The organism is Micrococcus lacusdianchii (assembly GCF_023155805.1).
GTDB classification, from domain to species: Bacteria; Actinomycetota; Actinomycetes; order Actinomycetales; family Micrococcaceae; genus Micrococcus; species Micrococcus lacusdianchii.
The window spans coordinates 131,295-152,942 of the sequence record NZ_JAKNUW010000005.1; the positions used below are offsets into that span (position 1 = coordinate 131,295).

Annotated in this window: 20 protein-coding genes; 3 read left to right on the plus strand and 17 right to left on the minus strand. The window is 74.0% G+C overall.

The annotated features are described in order from the left end of the window. On the minus strand, positions 1–873 hold the full coding sequence (locus MA879_RS04815; RefSeq protein ID WP_248123926.1) for a hypothetical protein: 873 nt from the start codon (positions 871–873) through the stop codon (positions 1–3). A gap of 42 nt (positions 874–915) precedes the next feature. On the opposite strand from MA879_RS04815, the gene MA879_RS04820 reads away from it, so the two are divergent. Continuing rightward, positions 916–1,830, plus strand: coding sequence for an HhH-GPD family protein (locus tag MA879_RS04820; protein WP_248123927.1), 915 nt, complete (start codon positions 916–918; stop codon positions 1,828–1,830). 47 nt (positions 1,831–1,877) lie between these two features. Here MA879_RS04820 and MA879_RS04825 read toward each other — a convergent pair whose 3' ends face one another. The 7 genes from MA879_RS04825 to MA879_RS04855 form a co-directional block, all read right to left on the minus strand. Next, on the minus strand, positions 1,878–2,393 hold the full coding sequence (locus tag MA879_RS04825) for an amino-acid N-acetyltransferase (RefSeq protein WP_248123928.1): 516 nt from the start codon (positions 2,391–2,393) through the stop codon (positions 1,878–1,880). Between the two features lie 80 nt (positions 2,394–2,473). Continuing rightward, positions 2,474–2,686: an antitoxin gene (locus tag MA879_RS04830; protein WP_248123929.1), complete on the minus strand. Its 213-nt coding sequence runs from the start codon at positions 2,684–2,686 to the stop codon at positions 2,474–2,476. A 165-nt stretch (positions 2,687–2,851) separates the two neighbouring features. Beyond that, positions 2,852–5,488 carry an ATP-dependent Clp protease ATP-binding subunit gene (locus tag MA879_RS04835; RefSeq protein WP_248123930.1) on the minus strand — a complete coding sequence of 879 codons (2,637 nt, stop codon included), beginning with the start codon at positions 5,486–5,488 and terminating at the stop codon, positions 2,852–2,854. Positions 5,489–5,642: 154 nt separating this feature from the next. Then, entirely contained in the window at positions 5,643–5,945 is a 303-nt protein-coding gene (locus tag MA879_RS04840) for a histone-like nucleoid-structuring protein Lsr2 (protein WP_248123931.1), read from the minus strand. A 167-nt stretch (positions 5,946–6,112) separates the two neighbouring features. After that, complete coding sequence (locus MA879_RS04845) at positions 6,113–6,355, minus strand: hypothetical protein (protein ID WP_248123932.1); 243 nt, start codon at positions 6,353–6,355, stop codon at positions 6,113–6,115. Between the two features lie 3 nt (positions 6,356–6,358). After that, positions 6,359–7,876 carry a lysine--tRNA ligase gene (gene lysS, locus MA879_RS04850; RefSeq protein WP_248123933.1) on the minus strand — a complete coding sequence of 506 codons (1,518 nt, stop codon included), beginning with the start codon at positions 7,874–7,876 and terminating at the stop codon, positions 6,359–6,361. Positions 7,877–7,908: 32 nt separating this feature from the next. Next, positions 7,909–8,898, minus strand: a complete 990-nt coding sequence (locus MA879_RS04855) for a 2-hydroxyacid dehydrogenase (protein ID WP_248123934.1) — start codon at positions 8,896–8,898, stop codon at positions 7,909–7,911. A 168-nt stretch (positions 8,899–9,066) separates the two neighbouring features. Here MA879_RS04855 and MA879_RS04860 point away from each other — a divergent pair, with 168 nt between their 5' ends. Continuing rightward, complete coding sequence (locus MA879_RS04860; protein ID WP_248123935.1) at positions 9,067–10,935, plus strand: MDR family MFS transporter; 1,869 nt, start codon at positions 9,067–9,069, stop codon at positions 10,933–10,935. Beyond that, positions 10,928–11,437: a MarR family winged helix-turn-helix transcriptional regulator gene (locus MA879_RS04865; RefSeq protein ID WP_036380863.1), complete on the plus strand. Its 510-nt coding sequence runs from the start codon at positions 10,928–10,930 to the stop codon at positions 11,435–11,437. The genes MA879_RS04860 and MA879_RS04865 overlap by 8 nt, the downstream gene beginning before the upstream one ends. A 40-nt stretch (positions 11,438–11,477) precedes the next feature. On the opposite strand, the gene MA879_RS04870 is transcribed toward MA879_RS04865, so the two are convergent. The 9 genes from MA879_RS04870 to MA879_RS04910 all read right to left on the minus strand — a co-directional run bounded on the left by MA879_RS04870 (position 11,478) and on the right by MA879_RS04910 (position 21,602). Next, on the minus strand, positions 11,478–13,472 hold the full coding sequence (locus MA879_RS04870; RefSeq protein ID WP_248123936.1) for a M13 family metallopeptidase: 1,995 nt from the start codon (positions 13,470–13,472) through the stop codon (positions 11,478–11,480). A gap of 215 nt (positions 13,473–13,687) precedes the next feature. Further along, complete coding sequence (locus MA879_RS04875) at positions 13,688–14,170, minus strand: SRPBCC family protein (RefSeq protein ID WP_248123937.1); 483 nt, start codon at positions 14,168–14,170, stop codon at positions 13,688–13,690. Between the two features lie 71 nt (positions 14,171–14,241). Further along, positions 14,242–14,919, minus strand: a complete 678-nt coding sequence (locus MA879_RS04880; RefSeq protein WP_248123938.1) for a DNA-3-methyladenine glycosylase — start codon at positions 14,917–14,919, stop codon at positions 14,242–14,244. Further along, on the minus strand, positions 14,916–15,929 hold the full coding sequence (gene panC / locus MA879_RS04885) for a pantoate--beta-alanine ligase (RefSeq protein ID WP_248123939.1): 1,014 nt from the start codon (positions 15,927–15,929) through the stop codon (positions 14,916–14,918). The genes MA879_RS04880 and panC overlap by 4 nt, the downstream gene beginning before the upstream one ends. A 98-nt stretch (positions 15,930–16,027) precedes the next feature. Then, complete coding sequence (locus tag MA879_RS04890; RefSeq protein ID WP_248123940.1) at positions 16,028–16,714, minus strand: DUF3618 domain-containing protein; 687 nt, start codon at positions 16,712–16,714, stop codon at positions 16,028–16,030. Beyond that, a complete protein-coding gene (locus MA879_RS04895) occupies positions 16,711–17,205 on the minus strand; it encodes a phage holin family protein (protein WP_248123941.1) in 495 nt (164 codons plus the stop codon). Before MA879_RS04895 ends, MA879_RS04890 begins: the two co-directional genes overlap by 4 nt. Continuing rightward, complete coding sequence (locus MA879_RS04900) at positions 17,202–18,026, minus strand: hypothetical protein (protein ID WP_248123942.1); 825 nt, start codon at positions 18,024–18,026, stop codon at positions 17,202–17,204. The genes MA879_RS04895 and MA879_RS04900 overlap by 4 nt, the downstream gene beginning before the upstream one ends. Before the next feature lie 200 nt (positions 18,027–18,226). Then, the gene (locus MA879_RS04905) at positions 18,227–19,423 is read right to left on the minus strand and encodes a glycerophosphodiester phosphodiesterase family protein (protein ID WP_335342034.1); all 1,197 of its coding nucleotides are present in this window, start codon (positions 19,421–19,423) and stop codon (positions 18,227–18,229) included. Positions 19,424–19,439: 16 nt separating this feature from the next. Then, complete coding sequence (locus MA879_RS04910) at positions 19,440–21,602, minus strand: alpha/beta fold hydrolase (RefSeq protein WP_248123944.1); 2,163 nt, start codon at positions 21,600–21,602, stop codon at positions 19,440–19,442. Positions 21,603–21,648 lie beyond the last annotated feature (46 nt).

The window sequence follows — 21,648 nt, forward strand, 5'->3', positions numbered from 1 at the left end:
TCAGTCCACCGTGGACGCCGGCGCCGGCGAGGCGGAGGCGGGCGTGGCGGGGCTCGCCGGCGTGCTCGGCGTCGGAGCCGTCGGGGAGGAGGCCGGGGCGGGCGTCGCCGGGGCCGGTGCCGGCGAGGTCGGCGACGCGCCAGGGCTCGGCGACGCCTCGGCCTCCGGCGCGGGGACGACGGCGGACGACGACGTGGCGGTGGCCGGGGCGGGCTCCTCGAGGACGGTCAGGGCCACGGGCCGGGAGCTCACGTCCCCCAGGCTGACCGTGAGGGTGTGCCGCCCGGGCTCGGCGAGCCCGCCCCGCCGCGTGCAGTCGGACGAGGAGGTGCGGCCGTCCCACCGGTACACCGCGCGCTGCTGGTCCCCCGGCTCGAGGGCCACCTCCTGGTGCGTGGGATCCGCCTGGCAGACGCGCGTGCTCAGCACCTGGCCCCCCTCGGCGTCCTCGATCCGGAACTCCTGCACCGCCGTGCCCACGTCCGCACGGCACGGGCGGACCGAGAGGTTCGTGACGCCCAGGCGGAGCACCGCCTCCTGACCGCGCAGGTACTCGTCCCGGTCCGCGGAGGCCACCACGCGCAGGTCCGTGGACGCGCAGGCGGGCAGGGCGGCCACGTCCGCGTCGTCCTGGCCGAGGAGGCCCGAGGCGGAGGCCCGGGCCGGAGTCGGCGAGGAGACGGGGGTGGGCGTCGCGCCCGGGGACGCCTCGGCGTCGCCCCCGCCCGCGGGCAGGAGGCTGTTCACCAGGGCGCCCAGGCCCCACCCCGCCAGGAGCAGCACCAGTGCGGCCAGCACCGCCGCCACCAGGCGACGACGCCGGTAGACGGCCGCGGACGGGCGCTTGCGGGGCTCATGGGACGAGGAGGGCATGGGATCCAGGGTAGGCCCGGGCGCGGCCCTAGAGTGGACGGCATGCCCACGCCCCCGACCCGCCTGACCGCCCTTCACGAGGGGATCCTGGACTGGTTCGCGGCGCACGCCCGGGACCTGCCGTGGCGGGACCCGAACTGCCTGCCGTGGGGCGTGCTGGTCTCCGAGATCATGCTCCAGCAGACCCCGGTGGTGCGGGTGCTCCCCCGCTGGCGGGCCTGGCTCGAGCGCTGGCCGACCCCCGCCGACCTGGCCGCCGCCCCCACCACGGACGTGCTGACCGCATGGGACCGGCTCGGCTATCCGCGGCGTGCGCTGCGTCTGCAGGAGGCCGCGCGGGCGATCGTCGAACGGCACGGCGGCGAGGTGCCCGCCGATCCCGCGGCGCTGCGGGCCCTGCCCGGGATCGGCGAGTACACGGCCGCCGCCGTGGCCAGCTTCGCCTTCGGCATCCCCGAGACCGTGGTGGACACCAACGTGCGCCGCGTGCTCGCCCGCGCCCTGCGCGGCGAGGCCCTGCCCGGACGCACCCTGACGCGGGCCGAGATGGCCGCCGCCCACGCCGCGGTGCCCGAGGGCACCGACCGGGCCAACGCCTGGAACGCCGCGGTCATGGAGCTGGGCGCCCTGGTCTGCACCGCCCGCTCCCCCGCCTGCGACCGCTGCCCCGTGCGGGAGGCCTGCGCGTGGGTGGCCGCGGGCTCCCCGCCGCCCGAGGAGCGGCCCCGGGGCCAGGCCTGGGCGGGGACGGACCGTCAGGTGCGCGGCGCGGTGATGGCCGCCGTGCGTCAGCACGGACGGGTGCCGGCCGCGCAGGTGCGCGACGCCGTCGTCGCCACGGGGCGCCTCGGCGCCCACCGCCCGGAGGAGGCCCAGTGGGAGCGGTGCATGGGCGGTCTCCTCGCGGACGGACTCCTCGTCCGCCACGACGACGGCGCCCTCGCCTTCCCCGGCTGAGGCGCGCCCGGAGGGACGCCGAGGACAAGGACCGGACCGCCGCCCCGTCAGAGGGCGCGGATCATGCGGGTGTTGCCGAGGGTGTTGGGCTTGACCCGGGCGAGATCGAGGAACTCGGCCACGCCCTCGTCCGTGGAGCGCAGCAGCTCGGCGTAGACCTCCGGGTCCACGGCCGACTGGTCCGCCATGACCTCGAACCCGTGGCGCCGGAAGAAGTCGACCTCGAAGGTCAGGCAGAAGACGCGGGAGACGCCCACGCGGCGCGCGCGGTCCAGCAGCTCCTCGAGCAGCAGGTGCCCCACCCCGCAGCCCTGGAAGCCGTCCGCCACGGCCAGGGTGCGCACCTCCGCGAGGTCCTCCCACATCACGTGCAGGGCGCCGAACCCGGCGAGCCGGCCGTCCGCGTCCTCCGCCACCACGAACTCCTGGATGGCCTCGTAGAACGCCACCGCCTCCTTCTGGAGCAGCACCCGGCGCTCCGCGAGGGGCCGCACCAGCTCCCGGACGGCGGGCACGTCCTGCGTGCGGGCCGGACGGAGGGTGATCGAGGCGGCGGCGGGCATGGCGTCAGTCTAGGTCCCGGGAACGCCAGGACCCCCGCCCCGGATCTCTCCGGCGCGGGGGTCCTGCGGAACCCGCGGGCTCAGGCCTGGTGGCCGCCCAGGGTCTGGTTCTCGGCCTGGTCCTGGACGTTGCCGGTCAGGAACTTCTCCTGCGCGGCGTCGACGCCCTGGTTGACCTTGTCGCCGTGCTGGCCCAGCTTGTCGCCGTGCTGCTCCTGGGCGGAGTCCACGTGCTCGTTGATCGTGTCGGAGTGCTCGTTCGCGAGGTTCTTCATGTCGTCGAAGCCCACCATGGGGTCCTCCTTCGTCTCGGGTCTGCCCCGCGGTCTCGCCGCCCCGGCGGTGCCGGAGCGGCCCTGCGGGCCAGGACCACTCTGAGCGGTCCCCCCCACACTGACAGCTGAGCCGCCGCCGCGCCACCCCCGGGGAGGCGGTTCCCCGGGGGTGGCGCGTCCGGGTCAGTCGACCGGCGCGGCGACGTGCCCGGCGTCGGGGCCCTCGCCCGCATCCCCGGTACGCGGGGCGCGCGGGACGTCCGCGCCCGAGGCGCCCTCCTCCGCGCGGTCCGGGGCGCCGGCCTCGAGCTCGGCCGGGGCGGCGTCCCCGTCGAGCGCCTTCCGGCCGCCCGTGTGGGTGAACGTCAGCTCGGCCTCGGGGCCCTCGCCCGTGGCGTCCACGTGGATGGTGGAGCCGCCGGGGATCTCACCGAAGAGGATCTTCTCCGAGAGCTGGTCCTCCACCATGTGCTGGATGGTGCGGCGCAGCGGACGGGCGCCCATGGCCGGGTCGTAGCCCCGATCGGCGAGCAGGTCCTTGGCGGCCTGGGTGAGCTCGATGGACATGTCCTGCTCGTCCAGGCGCTTGGCCAGGCGGGCGACGAACAGGTCCACGATCTCCACGATCTCGGACTTCTGCAGCTGCGGGAAGACGATCACGTCGTCCACGCGGTTGAGGAACTCCGGGCGGAAGTGCTGGCGCAGCTCCTCGCGGACCTTGCCCTTCATGCGCTCGTAGCCCGTGGAGGTGTCCGAGGAGGACTGGAAGCCGGTCATGACGCCCTTGGAGATGTCCCGGGTGCCCAGGTTCGTGGTCATGATGATCACGGTGTTCTTGAAGTCCACCACGCGGCCCTGCGAGTCGGTCAGGCGGCCGTCCTCGAGGATCTGCAGCAGCGAGTTGAACAGGTCCGCATGGGCCTTCTCCACCTCATCGAAGAGCACCACGGAGAACGGCCGACGGCGCACCTTCTCGGTGAGCTGGCCGCCCTCCTCGTAGCCCACGTAGCCGGGAGGGGCGCCGAAGAGCCGGGAGACGGTGTGCTTCTCCTGGAACTCGGACATGTCCAGGGTGATGAGCGCACCCTCGTCCCCGAAGAGGAACTCCGCGAGGGACTTGGCCAGCTCGGTCTTGCCGACGCCGGTGGGGCCGGCGAAGATGAACGACCCCGACGGGCGGTTCGGGTCCTTCAGGCCCGCACGGGTGCGGCGGATGGCGCGGGACAGGGACTTGATGGCCTCGTCCTGGCCGATCACGCGGCGGTGGAGCTCGTCCTCCATGTTGCGCAGGCGGTCCGTCTCCTCCTCGGTGAGCTTGAACACCGGGATGCCGGTGGACTTGGAGAGCACCTCGGCGATGAGGTCCTCGTCCACCGTGGCGACGCCGGCGTCCGCGCCGGTGCGCCACGCCTGCTCCTTCTCGCGGCGCTCGTCCTCGAGCTGCTGCTCCTGGTCCCGCAGGCGGGCGGCGCCCTCGAAGTCCTGGCCGTCGATGGCGGCCTCCTTCTGGGTGCGCACCTCCGCGATCCGGGACTCGTAGGCCTTGATCTCCGGCGGCACGGTCATGCGACGGATGCGCAGACGCGCGCCGGCCTCGTCGATCAGGTCGATGGCCTTGTCCGGCAGGTGCCGGTCGGAGACGTACCGGTCCGCCAGGCCGGCGGCGGCCTTGAGCGCGCCGTCCGTGATGGAGACCTTGTGGTGCGCCTCGTAGCGGTCCCGCAGGCCGCGCAGGATCTCCGTGGCGTCCTCGACGGAGGGCTCGGGCACCTGGATCGGCTGGAAGCGGCGCTCGAGCGCGGCGTCCTTCTCGATGTGCTTGCGGTACTCGTCCAGCGTGGTGGCGCCGACGGTCTGCAGCTCGCCGCGGGCCAGCATGGGCTTGAGGATGCTGGCGGCGTCGATCGCACCCTCGGCGGCACCGGCGCCGACCAGCGTGTGGATCTCATCGATGAACAGGATGATGTCCCCGCGTGTGCGGATCTCCTTGAGCACCTTCTTCAGGCGCTCCTCGAAGTCGCCGCGGTAGCGGGAGCCGGCCACGAGGGAGCCGAGGTCCAGCGAGTACAGCTGCTTGTCCTTGAGGGTCTCCGGGACGTCGCCGCGGTCGATCGCCTGGGCGAGGCCCTCGACGACGGCGGTCTTGCCCACGCCCGGCTCGCCGATCAGCACGGGGTTGTTCTTGGTGCGCCGGGAGAGGACCTGCATGACGCGCTCCATCTCCTGGGCTCGGCCGATCACCGGGTCGAGCTTGCCCTCATGGGCCGCCGCGGTGAGGTTGCGGCCGAACTGGTCCAGGACGACGGAGCCCGCGTTCTGGCCCGACTCGGAGCCGGCGCCGACGCCCGCTCCGGCGGTCTCCTTGCCGCCCTGACCCCCGCCCTGGTAGCCGGAGAGCAGCTGGATGACGGTCTGGCGCACGCGGTTCAGGTCTGCGCCGAGCTGCACGAGCACCTGGGCGGCCACGCCCTCGCCCTCACGGATCAGGCCCAGCAGGATGTGCTCGGTGCCGATGTAGTTGTGGCCCAGCTGCAGCGCCTCGCGCAGGGACAGCTCCAGGACCTTCTTGGCGCGCGGGGTGAACGGGATGTGGCCGGGCGGGTTCTGCTGGCCCTGGCCGATGTCCTCCTGCACCTTCTCCCGCACGGCGGCCAGGGAGATGTCCATGGACTCGAGGGCCTTCGCCGCGACGCCCTCGCCCTCGTGGATCAGGCCGAGCAGGATGTGCTCGGTGCCGATGTAGCTGTGGTTGAGCATGCGCGCCTCTTCCTGGGCGAGCACGACCACACGACGGGCACGGTCGGTGAATCTCTCGAACATGGGCACACTCCTTGCGTCGGTTCGGCTCGAGACTACGCACCGGCACAGCGTGTCGGGCGACTGTTCGCCACAGGGGGAAGCGGCCCGGTCACCCGTCGGAGAGGGGGCGCGGAGCACCGTGGGGACGGGGCCGGGGATCAGCGTCCGGGGTGCCTCACGCCCGCTGGGAGTTGCGGTACGCCTCCACCACATCCCGGTGCAGGCGGCCGCGCGAGGACACCTCGTAGCCGTTCTCGGCGGCCCACTTGCGGATCTGCGCCGCCTCCACCTTGGGCGACGGCGGGGCCACCGCGCGGCCCTTCTCCACGTAGGGCTGGAGGAACCCGCGCAGCTCGGCCGCGTGCTCCGCCGAGAGGTCGATCTCGTAGTTGCGCCCGTCCAGTGCGAAGCTCACGGTCTCCGCCGCATCCGAACCGTCCAGATCATCCACGAGGACCACTTCCACTCTGTGTGCCATGTGCTCGATGCCCACTTCCTTCGTCCGATGCTCTGGCCCTTTCCGGGCCGAACGGGCCACCGGACGCGCGGGAGCGCAGACCGCCGTCCTCGTCGAGCAGCTGGGGTGCTCGCATGCTAACGCAGGGGCGGGTCACGGGACGGGGCCCCCTCCGGGGGCGACGAGGGTCAGCGGGACGGGCCGGCGTCGTCGTCGTCGCGCGGGGCGTCCCCGACGCCGCGGCGCGCGGCCCACTCCCGGGCCTCCGCCTCCTCGCGGGCGGCGCGGGAGTCGGCGCCGCTGATCCGGCGCCGGCGCGCCTCGCGCTCGCCCGCATCCGCGCGCAGGAGCGAGCGCATCACGAGCCAGAACACGAGGGCGAGGCCCACCGAGGGGGCCAGCACGGAGAAGTACTCCCAGAACGTGGCCACGGATCAGGCCTCCGGCTTGAGCAGGGGGAAGAGGATGGTCTCGCGGATGCCGGCGTCGGTGAACAGCATCACCAGGCGGTCGATGCCCAGGCCGATGCCGCCCATGGGCGGGGCGCCGTACTCCAGGGCGCGCAGGAAGTCCTCGTCGAGCTGCATGGCCTCGTCGTCGCCGTCGGCGGCCATCCGTGACTGCGCGGTGAGCCGCTCGCGCTGGATGACGGGGTCGATCAGCTCGGAGAAGGCGGTGCCGCGCTCCATGCCGCCGATGATCAGGTCCCACGCCTCGATCACGCGGTCGTCGTGGCGGTTGGCGCGGGCCAGCGGCTGGGCGGCCGGCGGGTAGTCGTAGACGAACGTGGGGTTCATCAGCGTGGGCTCCACGATCTCGCCGAACAGCTCGATCACGAGCTTCTCCGGGCCCCACCTCGAGTCCACCTTCACCTGGTGCTCCGCGGCGATCGCGCGGAGGGTCTCGGCATCCGTGTCCGGGGTGACCTCGCGGCCCACGGCCTCGGACAGGCCCGGATACACGGACACCCAGGCCCATTCGCCGTCGAGGTCGATGACACCCTTGGCCGTCTCGATCCGCCGGCCCGCACCCACCGCGTCCGCGGCGTTGAGGATGATCTCCTGCATGCGCTCGGCCATCACGTGCATGTCCGCCCACGCCTCGTAGCACTCGAGGGTGGTGAACTCCGGGGAGTGCGTGGAGTCCACGCCCTCGTTGCGGAACACGCGGCCGATCTCGTAGACGCGCTCGATCCCGCCCACGACGGCGCGCTTGAGGTACAGCTCCGTGGCGATGCGCAGCGTCATGTCCTGGTCGAAGGCGTTCAGGTGCGTCTCGAACGGACGGGCCTGCGCGCCGCCGTGGACGAGCTGCAGGATGGGGGTCTCCACCTCCACGTAGCCGCGGTCCTCGAGGGTGCGGCGCACGGCCGAGGTGACCTTCGCGCGGCGGTAGACCATCTGACGGGCCTCGTCCCTCACGATCAGGTCCGCGTAGCGCTGGCGCACGCGGGTCTCCTCGTTCAGCTCCGCGTGCAGCACCGGCAGCGGGCGCAGGGCCTTAGAGGCCATCTCCCAGGCGGAGGCCTTCACGGAGAGCTCGCCGCGGCGGGAGACGATCACGGTGCCGGTGACGGAGAGGAAGTCGCCGAGGTCCACGGCCCGCTTCCACTCGGCGAGGGACTCCTCGCCCACCTCCGCGAGGGACACCATGACCTGCAGGCGGACGGCGTCGCCGTCGACCCCGGTCTCCTGCAGGGTGGCGAAGCACAGCTTGCCGGTGTTCCGCAGGAAGACCACGCGCCCGGTCACGGAGACCTCGGGCCCGTCCTCCCAGCCGGCCTCGTGCTTCTCGTCGAACTCCGCGCGGACCTGCGCGAGGGAGTGCGTGCGGGGCACCTCGACGGGGTAGGCCTCGCGGCCTGCGGCCAGCAGCTGCTCTCGCTTGGCGGCGCGGACGGCCTGCTGGTCGTGATGGTCGACGGCGGCGGGGGCGGGGGTCTCGGAGGTCACGGTCCCCGAGTCTACCGACGGCGCCCCGCCGGTCAGCCGCGCACCTCGGGGTTGACGAGGGCCGGGACCTCCGCGCCCGTGGCCATGGCGATCGCGTTACGCGCGGCCAGCTCGGCCATCGCGGCGCGGGTGTCCCGGGTGGCGGAGCCCAGGTGCGGCAGGAGCATCACGTTCTCCAGCTCGGCCAGGCCCGGGGCGAGGGCGGGCTCGTCCTCGTAGACGTCCAGACCGGCGCCGAAGAGCCGCCCCTCACGCAGGGCGGTGACGAGGGCCGCCTCGTCCACCACGGGCCCGCGGGCCGTGTTGACGAGGACGGCGTCGTCCTTCATCTTCGCGATCACGTCCGCATCCACGAGGTGGTGGGTGTCGTCCGTCAGGGGCACGTGGAGGGACAGGACGTCCACGACCTCGACGAGCTCCTCCCAGCGGACCTGACGGACGCGCCCGGCGAGGTCGCCGAGCTCCTCGGCCGCGACCTCCCGGTGCGCGGGCGGGCGCGGCGCGAACACGACGTCCATGCCGAAGGCGAGCGCACGCTCGACCACCGCCTTGCCGATCCGCCCGAAACCGGCCAGGCCCAGGGTCGCGCCGCGCACGTCCCGGCCCACGAGCAGGTCCGGCGCCCAGCCGTGGAAGCGCCCCTCGCGCACCATCCGCTCACCCTCGTGGGCGCGGCGGGCCACGCCGAGGATCAGGAGCATCGCGATGTCCGCGGTGGCGTCCGTGAGCACGTCCGGGGTGTTGCCGACGGCGATCCCCCGCCGCGTCGCGGCGGCCACGTCCACGTTGTCGTAGCCGACCGCGTAGTTGGCGATGCCCCTGATCCGCGCATCGGCGAGCACGCCGGCGGTGAACTTCTGGTCCAGGGCCGAGACGACGACGTCGTAGTCCCCCGAGGCCACCAGCCGCGCGAGCGCGGCGTCCCCTCCGACGTCGGCGCCGTCCACCACCTCTCCGGCCGCGCGCAGCATCCCGAGCCCGGGCTCGGGGAGGCGGGTCATGAGCAGGAAACGGGGGGTCACGGCGGGGCCTCACTCTCGGATCGGGGCGGGGAGGACGGGGCGTCGCCCGGCGTGACCAGGCTAACCGCGGAGGGCGGGTGCGACCCGGGCCGACGCCCCTTATGATTGACTCTCGTCAATCATTGACTCATGTCAATCACCGCGCCGCCCCTCCCGCCGAAGGACCCCATGACCCCGACCTCCCCCGCCCCCGAGGCCGTCGCGCCGGCCAGCGCCCCCTCGCTCGAGCGCGCCGCCGACGACGCCGCGCGCCACCGCGCCGTGCTCCAGGCCCTCACCGGCCTCCTGCTGGGCATGTTCGTCTCGATGATCGCCAACACGGTGGTCTCGACGTCGATGCCGGTGATCATCCACGACATCGGCGGCGACCAGACCGCCTACACCTGGGTCATCACCTCGGCCCTGCTCGCCACGGCCATCGCCACCCCGATCTGGGGCAAGCTGGCCGACCTCGTCAACCGCAAGCTCCTCTTCCAGCTCGCCCTGGTGCTCTTCGTCGCCGCCTCCGCGGCGGCCGGCTTCACCCACGACCCGACCTTCCTGATCGTCTGCCGCACCGTGCAGGGCCTGGGCGGCGGCGGCCTCGCCGCGCTCAGCCAGGTGATCATGGCGGACATCATCAGCCCCCGCGAGCGCGGCCGGTACATGGGCCTGTTCGGCGCCGTGATGGCCGTGGCCACGGTGGGCGGCCCCCTGGCCGGTGGCGTGATCACCGACCTGTGGGGCTGGCGCTGGAACTTCTTCGTGGCGGTGCCCTTCGCCGTCGTCGCCCTGGTGATGGTGCAGCGCACCCTCCACCTCCCGCACCGCGAGCGCCAGAAGGTGTCCATCGACTACCTCGGCATCGTGTTCCTGGCCGCGGCCACCGCGCTGCTGCTGATCTGGGTCACCAGCGCCGGCCGTGACTTCGACTGGGCCAGCACCACCACCGCGTGGATGCTCGGCGGCGTCGCCGTCGCCACCGTCCTGTTCGTCGTGACCGAGCTGCGCGTCGCCGAGCCGCTCATCCCGCTCACCCTCTTCCGCGACCGCACCTTCACCCTCGCGACGATCGCCTCGATCGCCACGGGCCTGGCCATGTTCGGCTCCTCCGTCTACCTGGCCCAGTACATGCAGCTCGCCCGCGGCGCCACCCCGACCCAGGCCGGCCTCATGACCATCCCGATGATCCTCGGCCTGCTCGTGTCCTCCACGGTGATCGGCGGCGTCATCACCCGCACCGGCGTGTGGAAGCGCTGGCTCGTGATCGGCGCCGTCCTGCTGATCGCCGGCACCGGCCTGCTCGGCACCCTCCACTACGACACCTCGTTCTGGCTGGTGTCCCTCTACATGTTCCTGCTCGGCGCCGGCATCGGCATGACCATGCAGAACCTCGTGCTCGTGGTGCAGAACACCACAGACCCGCGCCAGATGGGCGTCGCCAGCTCCGGCGTCACCTTCTTCCGCACCCTGGGCGGCAGCATCGGCGTCGCCGTGATGGGCGCCGTGGTGTCCAACGTGGTCCCGGACCGCATCGAGGAGCGCCGCGCGGACCTCGCCGCGGCCCTGCGCAGCCTGGGCCCGGACGCCGCCGAGTGGTCCGAGAGCCTGCAGTCCAGCACCCTGCCACGCGTGGCGGAGATGCCCGACGGCCTGCGCTTGATCTTCGAGGACGTCTACGCCACCGGCATCTCCCAGGCGTTCCTCGTGGGCGTGCCGCTCGCGATCGTCGCGCTGGCCGCGATCCTGTTCCTGCCGAACCTCCCGCTGGGCCGCATGACCACCTCCGAGCGCCTCCACGCCACCCGCGCCGACCTGGCCACCCACTCCACGGCCGAGGCCATGCAGACGCTGCCCGCGACCGGTCCGATCCCCGTGGTGACCGCGGCGCAGGGACGGCATCCGGCCGAGGACCCGGAGGAGTCCCGGGCGGTGACGGCCGAGCGCCCGGTGACGGCGGTGGCCGGCCGGCCCGTCGTCCCCGCGGCGCTGGCCGTGGCAGGGACGGCCCTGCTGGCGGCCGTCGTCACCGCGCTGGTCCGGTCCCGCCGTGGCTGACGGCGCCCCGGACCCGGGCGGAGGCGGCGACGACGCGGGCTTCGAGGCCGCCGTCCAGGGGCTCGAGCAGGCGTTCTCGCGTCTGGTCCTGCAGCACCGCCAGGTGATGGTCCGCTACGCGGCTGCCCTCAGCCCGGCCCTGTCCGTCGGGGCGATGAAGGCGTTCATGATGCTGGCCAACGAGGGGACCATGACGCCCTCGGCCGTGGCCGAGGGTCTGCTGGTGGACCGCGCCCAGGTCTCCCGCATGGTCCGCGACCTCGAGGCCGCCGGGCTGATCACCCGTGAGCCGGACCCGCGGGACCGCCGCTCCGCCCTCCTGAGCGCCAGCCCCGAGGGGCTCGCCCGCCTTGACGCGGTGCGCGGCGGCCCGGCGGGTCGCGGGCTGCGCGACGACCTGGCGCGCTGGGACCGCGAGGACATCCGGACGCTGACGCGCCTGCTGGACCGGCTGGCCGCCGAACGGCAGACCCGGATGCAGGACCCCGCCGAGTCCGAGTGAGCCGCCGGCCGGACCCGCGGGGCCCGGCCGGCGTGCGGGATCACCAGATGACGACGCGCTCCTCGGGCGCCAGCCACATGGCGTCCCCCTCCCGGGTGCCGTACGCCGCGTGGAAGGCGTCCAGGTTCTTGGCCACCTGGTTGCAGCGGAACTCGTTGGGCGAGTGTGGGTCCGAGGCGATCCGGGTGACCATGGCCTCCGGACGCGTCAGCTGCCGCCACACGGCGGCCCACGCGGCGAAGAACTGACGGTCCCCCGCCGCCTCGTCGTCACTGCCGCCCTGCTCCTCGCGCCAGATCTCGAGCGCGCGGTACGCGATCCCCAGCCCGCCGAGGTCGCCGATGTTCTCCCCGAGGGTGAACTCCCCGTTCACGCTGCGGTCCGGCGCCTCCGCGGGGGACAGCGCGGAGTACTGCGCCACCAGTCGGCCCGTGCGCTCGGCGAAGGCCCGCCTGTCCTCGTCCGTCCACCAGTCGGCCAGCCGGCCGGAGCCGTCGTAGCGGGCGCCCTGGTCGTCGAACCCGTGGCCGATCTCGTGGCCGATCACCGCACCGATCCCGCCGAGGTTCGAGGCCATCGATCGCTCCGGGTCGAAGAACGGCGGCTGGAGGATGGCCGCCGGGAAGACGATCGCGTTCTCCAGGGGTGAGTAGTAGGCGTTCACCGTCTGCGGCGTCATGTGCCACTCGTCCGGGTCCGGGCCCTGCTCGATCCTCGCCAGGTCCCGGTCCCATTCGAAGCGGGCGACGGCGCGCGCGTTCTCCACGAGCTCCCCGGGGGTCACCGCGAGGGCCGAGTAGTCCCGCCACGCCTTCGGGTGGCCCACCATGGGCCGGAACATGGCGAGCTTCTCCAGCGCGCGCTGGCGCGTCTCCTCGCTCATCCAGTCCAGGGACTCGATGGAGCGCCGATACGCCTCCAGCAGCAGGCCCACCAGCTCGTCCATGGCCTCCCGATGCCCCTGGGGGAAGTGCCGCTCCACGTAGAGCCGGCCCACGTCCTCGCCCACACCGCCGTTGACCATGGCCACGCCGCGCTTCCACCGCGGGCGGACCTGCTCCGTCCCGGCCAGCCGCCGCCCGTAGAAGGAGAAGTTCTCCTGGACGAACGCGTCCGGCAGGAAGGAGGAGCGCGAGCGCACCACCTGCAGCGCCAGCCACGCCCGCCAGTCCGCCAGGTCCGCGGCGGACGGGCCGGCCAGCAGCGCCTGCACCCCCTCGAGGAACTCCGGCTGCCACACCACCACCTCGTCCGCGCGGGAGCCGCCGGTCCCGATGCCCTCGAGCCACGCCGGGGCCAGGGGGAACAGGGCGAGCAGCTGATCGCGGGAGAGCAGGTTGTAGCGGGCCACGGCGTCGCGCGAGCGCACCACGTCCCAGTGCGCGGCGGCGATCCGCGTCTCGAGGGCCACCACCCGCTCGCCGAGGGCCACGGACTCCGCCTCGTCCCCGCCGATCCCGGCCCGAGCGAGGACCGCGCCCACATGCGCGGTGTACTGGGCCAGGATGTCCGCGTACGACTCCTCCCGGTAGTAGGACTCGTCCGGCAGGCCGAGGCCGCCCTGCACCAGGTGCAGCAGCATGCGGGAGGGGTCGCCGGCGTCGTTCAGCGCGCCCCCGTTGACCAGCCCGGACACGCCCACGCGCTGGAGCTCGCCGCTCAGGCGCAGCAGCTCCTCGGGGGAGGCGACGGCGGCCACCGCGTCCAGCTCGGCGCGGATGGGCTCCAGGCCGCGGGCCTCCACCGTCTCCTCGTCCATGAAGGAGGCGTAGAGCGCCGCGATCCGCCGCCGGGCCGCCCCGCCCTCGTCCTCGGCGCCGTCCGGCTCCGCGGGGGTGCGGCCGCCGTCCGTCTCCCGGACGGCGTCCTCGGCGATCCGGCGCACCGCGAGCTCCGCGGCGTCGCGCAGCTCCAGGAACGCCCCGAAGGCGCCCTGGTCCGCCGGGATCTCGTGGGTGTCCAGCCACTCCCCGTTGACGTGGCGATACAGGTCCTCACGCGGCGAGGGGGCGGCGGTCTCGGTGGTGGCGGTCATGGGGCGTCCTTCCGGTGGCGCCGCGCGCACCCCGCGGGGCCGCACGCGACGGCGGTCACGTGGTCTCCGTGCGCACTCTAGCCCCGCCGGACGGACCGCGGCCCGGGTGTCGGCGGGACCCGCGGCACGGACGACGCCGGGCACGCACCCCGTGGGGTGCGTGCCCGGCGTCGTGGGTCCTCCGGTGGACCGGCAGGATCAGGCCGCGGGCCCGATCAGGCGACCGCGGAGGCCAGGTTGGCCAGCGACTGCTCCATCTGCTCCTCAGAGATCAGGGGGAACAGGTTCTTCTTCAGCAGCTCCGGGTCCTCGACCTTGGACCAGTCATAGGTGAGGGTGACCACGGTGGAGTCGGAGCCGTCCGACTCGAGGGTGTACAGCCACTCCCAGCCCTTGGGCTCGGTGCCGGCCGGGGCGGTCTGCCAGCCGACCATCTTGTTCTCGTCGTAGGCGTTGACGTGGTTGTCCGTCTGGTAGTCGCCGCCCATGTGCTCGGCGTGCATGTTCATGGTGAACACGTCGCCGACCTTCTGGATGCGCTGGCCCTTCTCGTCCGCGCGGACCATGCCGGAGCCGTCCAGCCGGGCATGGTTCGCCGGCAGGGTCAGGAAGTCGAAGATGTCCTTCGCGGACGCGTCGATGGTGCGGGTCACGGACTGCTTTGTCTCGCCCTGGGGGGTCTTGTTCATCTCGGTCATGGGCGCACCGTACCCAGGGCACGGGGTGCGGTGGCAAGGGCTCGCCCGCGCGCTGACGGCCTGGGCGGGGGTCAGTCCGGGACGTTCCGGCCGCGGCGGTAGGCCGAGACGGAGGGGTCTCCGGCCAGGTGGAACCGCCACGGGAACCGGACGGAGCCACCCTCCCCCGACACCCCGACGCGCGGGCCGCGCACCACCGCGGGGCGACGGGCGCCGTCGTCGTGCGCGGCGGGCGGGGCGAGGAGGAACCGGGCCGGCACGCCCGGAGGGGCCGGCACCGGCCCGGTCGGCGGCGCGGGCACGATCTCCACGGGCAGGTGGCCCATCCCCAGCGTGATCCCGAGTCCCTGGCCGAGGTTGCCCGGGCCCGAGAGCAGGCGGGCGCCCGTGTCCCGGCCCCGGCGGGCGACGGCGGCCTCCCGCCCCGCGAGCACCTCGCCTGCGCGCAGCAGGACGCCGCCGGCCTGCCCCCGCGGATGCCCCACGAGGTTCAGGCACCGGTGGATGCCGTAGTTCAGGTACACGTAGGTGTGACAGACGGGACCGAACAGCGCGGCGTTGCGCTCGGTGCGGCCGCGGAACGAGTGCGCGCCCGGGTCCTCTCCCGCGTTGCCGTAGGCCTCGGTCTCCGTCAGGCGCACCGTCACCGCGCCGTCCGGGGCGGCCACGGTGAGCCGGCAGCCCAGCAGGCCCTCGGCCAGGGCGGGGGTGGGCCCGTCGAACAGCGCCGCGAGATCGACGGGGCTCACGCGGCGCCCACGGCGGGCGGGAGCACCATGTTGTCGATCAGGCGCACGGGCGGGACGTGGGCGGCCACGAGGGCGAGCGCCTCCCGGCGCAGGGGCTGGCACAGCAGCTCGGGACCGAGCTCCTCGAGCGTCGCCCGGTCCACCACCACGAGGTGGTCCAGGGTCACGCCCGGCTCCTCCGCCACCATCCGGCGGGCCTCCTGCACATCCAGGATCTCCCCGGCCTCCGCGGCGTCCCGCAGGCGACGCAGGGCGCGGCTCAGCACGAGCGCGTGCTCGAGGCCCGCCGCGTCCAGGCGCGTGTTGCGGCTCGAGAGCGCCAGACCCTCCGGCGAGCGGACGATCGGCACCGCGCGCACGTCCACGTCCACGTCCAGGTCGTGGGCCAGCCGCCGCAGGATCGCCAGCTGCTGGGCGTCCTTCTGGCCGAAGTAGGACCGCAGCGCGGGGACCGCGGGGCGGACGATGTTCCACAGCTTGGCCACCACGGTGACCACGCCGTCGAAGTGCCCGGGGCGGGAGGCGCCTTCGAGGACCTCGCCCATGCGGCCGGCCGAGACCGTGACGATCGGCGCGTCCGGATATCCGGGGTACATCTCCTGCACGTCCGGGGCGAACACCAGGTCCGCCCCGGCCGCGGCCAGCAGGTCCAGGTCCGCCTCCAGGGTGCGCGGGTAGTGCTCCAGGTCTGCGGGGTCGCCGAACTGCAGCGGGTTCACGAAGACGCTGACGGCCACCACGTCGTTCTCCTGGCGGGCCTGCCGCACCAGGGCGGCGTGGCCGCCGTGGAGCGCACCCATGGTGGGGACGAGGCCCACGGCGACGGGGGCGTCGTCGTGCCCCTCCGCCGCGGAGGACAGCTCGCGCAGGGCGGCGCGCGTCTGCGCCACGGTGCGGGTGAGGCGCGGGCGGGGGGCGCCGGAGGCCGGCGCGGGGAGCGTGTCCTCCAGGGTCAGGCCGGTGCCGGGCGGAACGGGGCGGGGATCGGGGACGCGGTCGAGGGGGGTCACCGTCCGAGTCTAGGCAGGCGGCCGCCGGACGCGTCCCGCACACGACGACGCCGCCCGCCCTCCGGAGGGAGGACCGGCGGCGTCGGGCGGTGCGGGGATCAGGCGTTCTTCGCCGTGCCCTTGACCTGCTCGGCGGCGTCCTGGGACGAGGACTTCAGCTCCTGGGCCTTGTCCTGGCCCTCGGCCTTGAGGTTCTGCGCGGACTCGGCGGCGGAGTCCTTGAGGGAGGCGGCGGCCTCGCGGGCCTCCGGCTCGACCTGCTCGCGGATCTCCTGGGCCACCTCGGTGGCCTGCTGCCTGGCCTTGTCCAGGAACGGGGCGGCCTCGTCCTTGGCGCGGCGGGCGGCCTGCTGCTCCGCGTCCGAGGACGGGATCAGCGAGCCGAGGAGCCAGCCGGCGCCGAGGGCGACCAGGCCCGCGGCGAGCGGGTTGCCGGCCGTGCGGCCACGCAGCTGGGCCGGGGCCTGCTGCACGGCGTGCTGGGCGTCGTCGGCCCACTCGGACACGGCGTCGCCGGCCTGCTGGGCGTAGTCCCGGGCCTGGTCGGCGGCGTCGTGAGCGGCGTGCTTGGCCTTGTCCGCGCCGGACGGGCCGCGGTGCTGCTCGGGGGAGCCCATGATGTTCTCCTTCACGGAGATGAAGCCATCGCGGACGCGATCGGTCTGGCGGCTCACGGCCTTGGTGGGGCTGACCTTCTCCGCCAGGGCGTCGACGTCCTGGCCGAGCTGGTGGCGGGTGCGCTCGATCTCGGCGCGGATCTCGTCGGGGTTGTTACTCTGGGTCATCGCGTCTCCTTCGCGGGGTTCAGGGTCTCGGGGATCTCCTGAACCGTCTCCTGGGTCTGCGGCAGACCCTTGATCTTCTCCATGTTCTTCTTGCCCTGCAGGGCCAGCACGGCGGCGACGACGCCCCACAGCACGGCCACGATCAGGGCGGCCCAGCCGAGGGGCATGAGCGCGCCGAGGGCGTACATGAGCGCCAGCGACAGGAACATCAGCAGGAAGAACCCGCCGACGGCGGCGCCGGCGAACATGCCCGCGCCCTTGCCCGCCTTCTTGGCGGAGTCCGTGGCCTCGGCCTTGGCCAGGGCGATCTCCTGGCTCATCAGCGTGGACAGGTTCTGGGAGAACGAGGCGAACATGTCGCCGATCGACTCGCTCTCCGCCCGGGCCTCAGCCTGCGTGGGAGCGGGAGTGTGGGCCCCGGAGCCGGGGGTCACGCCCCCCTCGACGGTGTGCCGCGGTGCGCCCGCGGTGGGCTCGTACGGAGTGCTCATGCGCGACCGCCCTGGCGGGTCTGGTCGAAGGGCTCGTCCACGGCGCGGCCCGTCACGGGGTCGATCGTGGGGACCGGATCCGTGCCGTAGGGCAGGCCGCCGGGCTGGCCGGCGGGACGCGGGGCGTCGGCGCCGGTGTGGCCGGGCACCTGCGAGTCGATGTGGTGCGGGGTCACGTCCGACTGCACGCCCTGGGGCTCCAACCCACGCTGCGGGGAGCGCCGGGCGGCGGTGCGGCGCACGTCCGCGGCGCCGTCCTGGTCCGCGTCGCGCAGGCCGCGGGTCATGCGGCCGGCCACGAGGCCCACGCCGAGGGCGAGGGCGAGGAAGGTGCCGGGCTTGCGGGCCGCGAAGCCGCGCACGTCGTCCAGGAGGTCCGCCGGGCTGGCGGTCTCGAGGCGCTGCGTGAGGGTCTCGGCGCGGTCCGCCACGGCCGAGACGGCCTGACGGAGGGCATCCGACTGGGGCTGCTCGCCCGAGACGAGGCGGTGCAGGTCGTCCGTGTAGGAGCGGACCTGGCCGGCCACGCGCTCCTGCTGGGAGACGGCCTGCTCGCCGACCTGGTCCTGCACGGTGCCGGCGAGGGACTTGGCCTGCTGGACGGCCTCGTCCTTGAGCTGGCCGGCCTCCTGCTGGGCGGTCTGACCGAGGTCCTTGGCCTGGGCCTTGGCGTCCTGGGCCACCTGCTGGGCCTGGTTCTGGGCCTCGTCCTTGGTGGCCTGGGCCTTCTGCTTGGCCTGGGAGTCCTGGTTGGCCTGGGAGTCCTGGTTCGGCGCGTGCGCGCCGTGGTTCTGGGCGTTGCCTGAGCGGTTCTTCGCCATGGTCTGCCTTTCGTGGTCGATGTCCCGGTCCCGCGGATGTCTACTGATGAGACCGGACTCGGTAGGGTCCACCGTAGGGCCTGGGCCTGCACAGGGGAAGGGCCGACCTGCGGCGTCGCCGGTTCGCCCCCGCCGGGCGGACCCCGCCGCCCCGAGGCGGGGCGGCGGGGTCCGGTGGGCGCGGGCCGGCCCGGAGGGCGTCAGCGGGCGGTGGTGATCCGACGGCGGGCGGCGAGCAGGGCGCCGGCACCCACGGCCGCCGCGCCGGCCAGGCCCCACGCGGGGGCGTCGCCGGTCTCGACCTTCTCCGGGACCTCGTGGCCCTCGGTCGGGGCGGGGGCGTCGTCGTCCTCGCCGACCTCCTCGTCCTGCGCGGCGAGCCACGCGTCGCGCGCGGCGACGCCGACGTCGGGGAAGTCGGTGAAGAAGCCGTCCACGCCGGCGTCGAGGTGGGCCGTGATGAACCCGGCCAGGTCGCCGTGGGCGAACTCGTCCGCGGACGAACGGAAGTCCACCGGGAGGGAGCCGTTCTCGGCGCGGAAGGTGTAGGGGACCACCTCGAGGCCCGCCGCGTGGGCGGTCTCCACCAGGCCGGTCTCCTCGCCCAGCGTGCCGTCCTCCTCGAGGCCGATCACCATGCGCGACTCCGGACCGAGGACGTCCACGCCCTCGGCGGCGGCCGCGGCGGCGCCGGCGGGCGTCGCGTAGTACGCGTAGTCGTGGACCGTGTCCCCGGCGGAGACGGCGTCGTACCCCGCGCCCTCGTACCAGAGCAGGAACGCGGTGTCCGCCTGGAGGCCGAGGTGCCGGTTCAGGTCGGAGAGGTTGCCGAGCTCGAAGGACTGCACGGTGGCGCGGCCGTCGGGACGGTTCATGCCGTGAGCGGTCAGGGCCTCGATGACGCCCTCCTCCTGGGACAGGCCGATGCCGTCGAAGTAGGTGGGGTGCTTGATCTCGGGGATGATCCCGATCTCCCGGCCGGTCTCCGCGGACAGGCGCTCGCGCAGCTCGAGGACCTCCTCGAACGTGGGGACCTCGAACATGCCGTCGTACTCGGCGGAGCCCGGGCGCGCCTCGGGCAGGCGCTCCTTCGCACGGAGCGTCTTGAGCTCGGCGAGGGTGAAGTCCTCGGTGAACCAGCCGGTCTGCTCGACGCCGTCCACGACCTTGGTGGTCTTCCGGTCCGCGAACTCGGGACGCTCCGCGACGTCGGTGGTGCCGTCGATCAGGTTCTCGTGGCGGTCGACGAGCACGCCGTCCTTCGTGGAGACCAGGTCCGGCTCGATCACGTCGGCACCCTGCGCCACGGCCAGCTCGTAGGCGGCGAGGGTGTGCTCCGGGCGGTACCCGGAGGCGCCGCGGTGGGCGACGACGACGGGGCGCTCCGCCTGCTCGATCGGGCCGGGGGCGGGCTCAGTCCCGGGGCGCGCTGAGCCCCAGGACGGCCGGGGGCTCCGGCGCCTCCTCCCCGAGGACGTGCTCGGCGAGGAACCCGAGGACCACCTCGTACCAGACCGTCGCGTGCTGCGGGGCGAGGATCCAGTGGTTCTCCTGCGGGAAGTAGAGGAACCGGTGCACGGTGGAGCCGTCGTCGGCCGCCGGCAGGCCGGACTTCGCGAGCAGCTCGGTCCACAGGCGCAGGCCCTCGCCGATCGGCACGCGGTAGTCCTTGTCCCCGTGGATCACGAGCATGGGGGTGACGATGTCCTCCACGAACCGGTGCGGCGAGTTCGCGAGCATCATCTCCTCGCTCATCTCCCGGCCCCAGTAGAAGGCGGCGTCCGTGGTCGGGCCGAAGCCGTCCAGAGCCCACAGGGAAGCGTGCGTGACGATCGCCCGGAACCGGTCGGTGTGTCCGGCCACCCAGTTGGCCATGTAGCCGCCGAAGGACCCGCCCATGGCCGCGGTGCGGGAGGCGTCGACGTCGTCGCGGGCCTCCGCCGCGTCGGTCAGGGCCAGGATGTCCGTGTACGGCTCCGCGCCCCAGCGGCCCCAGCCGCGCTGGATGAAGTCCCGGCCGTAGCCGGTGGACAGCGCCGGATCCGGCAGCAGCACGGCGTAGCCGCGGGCGGCCATGATCCACGGGCACCAGCGCCACGACCACGCGTTCCACGAGCCCAGCGGGCCGCCGTGGATCCACAGCAGCAGCGGGTGGCCGGCGTCCGGCGCCTCGCCCTCGGGGAGCACCAGCCAGCCGGCCACGCGCGTGCCGTCCTCGGCGCGGGTCTCGACGCGCTCGAGCGTGCCCGGGATCCGGGGGCGCTCGGCGGGGTTCGGCAGCCGCTCGGCGCGGCCGGTGGCCAGGTCGATCCGCGCCACCTCCGGCGGGACCAGCCAGGAGGACCGGACCCCGTACAGCGAGGTCCCGTCCGGGGACACCACGACGTCGGCCCACGCCTCCGCCTCCGGCGTCACCCGGGTGACCTCGCCGGTGGCCGCGTCGATGCGGAAGACCGGGGCGGCGCCGTCCTCGTCCGCGAGCGCGATCACGGCGGAGTCGTCCGGCAGCCAGGCCACGGCGTGGCCCCAGCGGTCCCAGTCGTGGGCCAGCGGGGCGAGCTCCCCGGTGGCCGTGTCCATGAGGTGCAGGCGGGGGTCCGGGGCGTCGGAGGGGGTGGTGTGCGGGGAGCGCACCACGACGGCGCGGGTGCCGTCATGGCTGATCGGCCCGACGCTCAGGTCCACGCCGGGCTCCTCCGCGAGGACGGTCTGCTCGCCGGTGGCCAGGTCCACGCGGGCGATCCACTCGCGCAGGTCGCCCCGCGCTGTGGCACGGGAGGCCCCCACGAGGGCGAAGGAGCCGTCCGGGGCCGCCTGGACGTCCAGGCCGAAGGCGTGCGAGCGCTCGAAGCCCGTGAGGTGACGCAGGTGCTGCTCGGGGTCGGAGGACAGGGAGCCGGCGCGGGTCGGGGTGGCGGAGGCGCCGGCGTCGTCCGCGGCGGCGCGCTCGGCGTCCTCGTCCTGCGACCCCTCCGCGGCGGCGTCCGGGTCGGGGCCGTCGGTGAGGACGAAGAGCTCGGGGGCGGCGGGGCCGAGGTCGTGGTCCCAGAAGCGCACGGGGTAGCCGTTGTGCAGGATGGCGTCCACGCCGGCCTCGCTGCGGGCCTTCGCGAGGGCCGCGTGCTCGGCCTCCGTGCGCGCCCCGCGCAGCCGGGGTGCGCCGAGGACCACGGCGTCCGCGGCAGCGGCGCAGTGGATCGAGCTGACCCCGAACGGGCGGGAGAGCACCGCGCGGGCCTCGCCGCGCTCCGGCAGGGCCCAGAGGGTGGAGGCCTTCTCCTCCCGGCCGGGCGCGGGGCGGGTGGAGGTGAAGTAGAGGGTGCCGTCCGCGGCGAAGGCGGCGCCGGCCTCCCCCTCGAGGCCGCGCGTGAGACGGCGGGCCGGGCGCTCGCCGGCGGGGTCCACCTCCCACAGGGCGGTGACGTGGCCGGTGGCGTCGTCCTTGAGGGTGGCCACGGTGGTGACCAGGCGCGTGCCGTCCGGGCTGAGGGTGAGGCCGGAGACCCGCGGCAGGGCGGTGACGTCCGCGAGGTCGGAGAAGGGGTGGTCCGGGGTCGTGCCGTCTGAGGTGGTCATGGTGACCGTTCCTACCGCCCGGTGTGACGGGGGTCAACGCCCAGGG

Bases quoted from the DNA above. Each gene is read 5' to 3' on its own strand.
- MA879_RS04815 (WP_248123926.1), bottom strand. From the start codon at position 873: ATGCCCTCCTCGTCCCATGAGCCCCGCAAGCGCCCGTCCGCGGCCGTC.
- MA879_RS04820 (WP_248123927.1), top strand. From the start codon at position 916: ATGCCCACGCCCCCGACCCGCCTGACCGCCCTTCACGAGGGGATCCTG.
- MA879_RS04825 (WP_248123928.1), bottom strand. From the start codon at position 2,393: ATGCCCGCCGCCGCCTCGATCACCCTCCGTCCGGCCCGCACGCAGGAC.
- MA879_RS04830 (WP_248123929.1), bottom strand. From the start codon at position 2,686: ATGGTGGGCTTCGACGACATGAAGAACCTCGCGAACGAGCACTCCGAC.
- MA879_RS04835 (WP_248123930.1), bottom strand. From the start codon at position 5,488: ATGTTCGAGAGATTCACCGACCGTGCCCGTCGTGTGGTCGTGCTCGCC.
- MA879_RS04840 (WP_248123931.1), bottom strand. From the start codon at position 5,945: ATGGCACACAGAGTGGAAGTGGTCCTCGTGGATGATCTGGACGGTTCG.
- MA879_RS04860 (WP_248123935.1), top strand. From the start codon at position 9,067: ATGACCCCGACCTCCCCCGCCCCCGAGGCCGTCGCGCCGGCCAGCGCC.
- MA879_RS04870 (WP_248123936.1), bottom strand. From the start codon at position 13,472: ATGACCGCCACCACCGAGACCGCCGCCCCCTCGCCGCGTGAGGACCTG.
- MA879_RS04875 (WP_248123937.1), bottom strand. From the start codon at position 14,170: ATGACCGAGATGAACAAGACCCCCCAGGGCGAGACAAAGCAGTCCGTG.
- MA879_RS04890 (WP_248123940.1), bottom strand. From the start codon at position 16,714: ATGACCCAGAGTAACAACCCCGACGAGATCCGCGCCGAGATCGAGCGC.
- MA879_RS04895 (WP_248123941.1), bottom strand. From the start codon at position 17,205: ATGAGCACTCCGTACGAGCCCACCGCGGGCGCACCGCGGCACACCGTC.
- MA879_RS04900 (WP_248123942.1), bottom strand. From the start codon at position 18,026: ATGGCGAAGAACCGCTCAGGCAACGCCCAGAACCACGGCGCGCACGCG.
- MA879_RS04910 (WP_248123944.1), bottom strand. From the start codon at position 21,602: ATGACCACCTCAGACGGCACGACCCCGGACCACCCCTTCTCCGACCTC.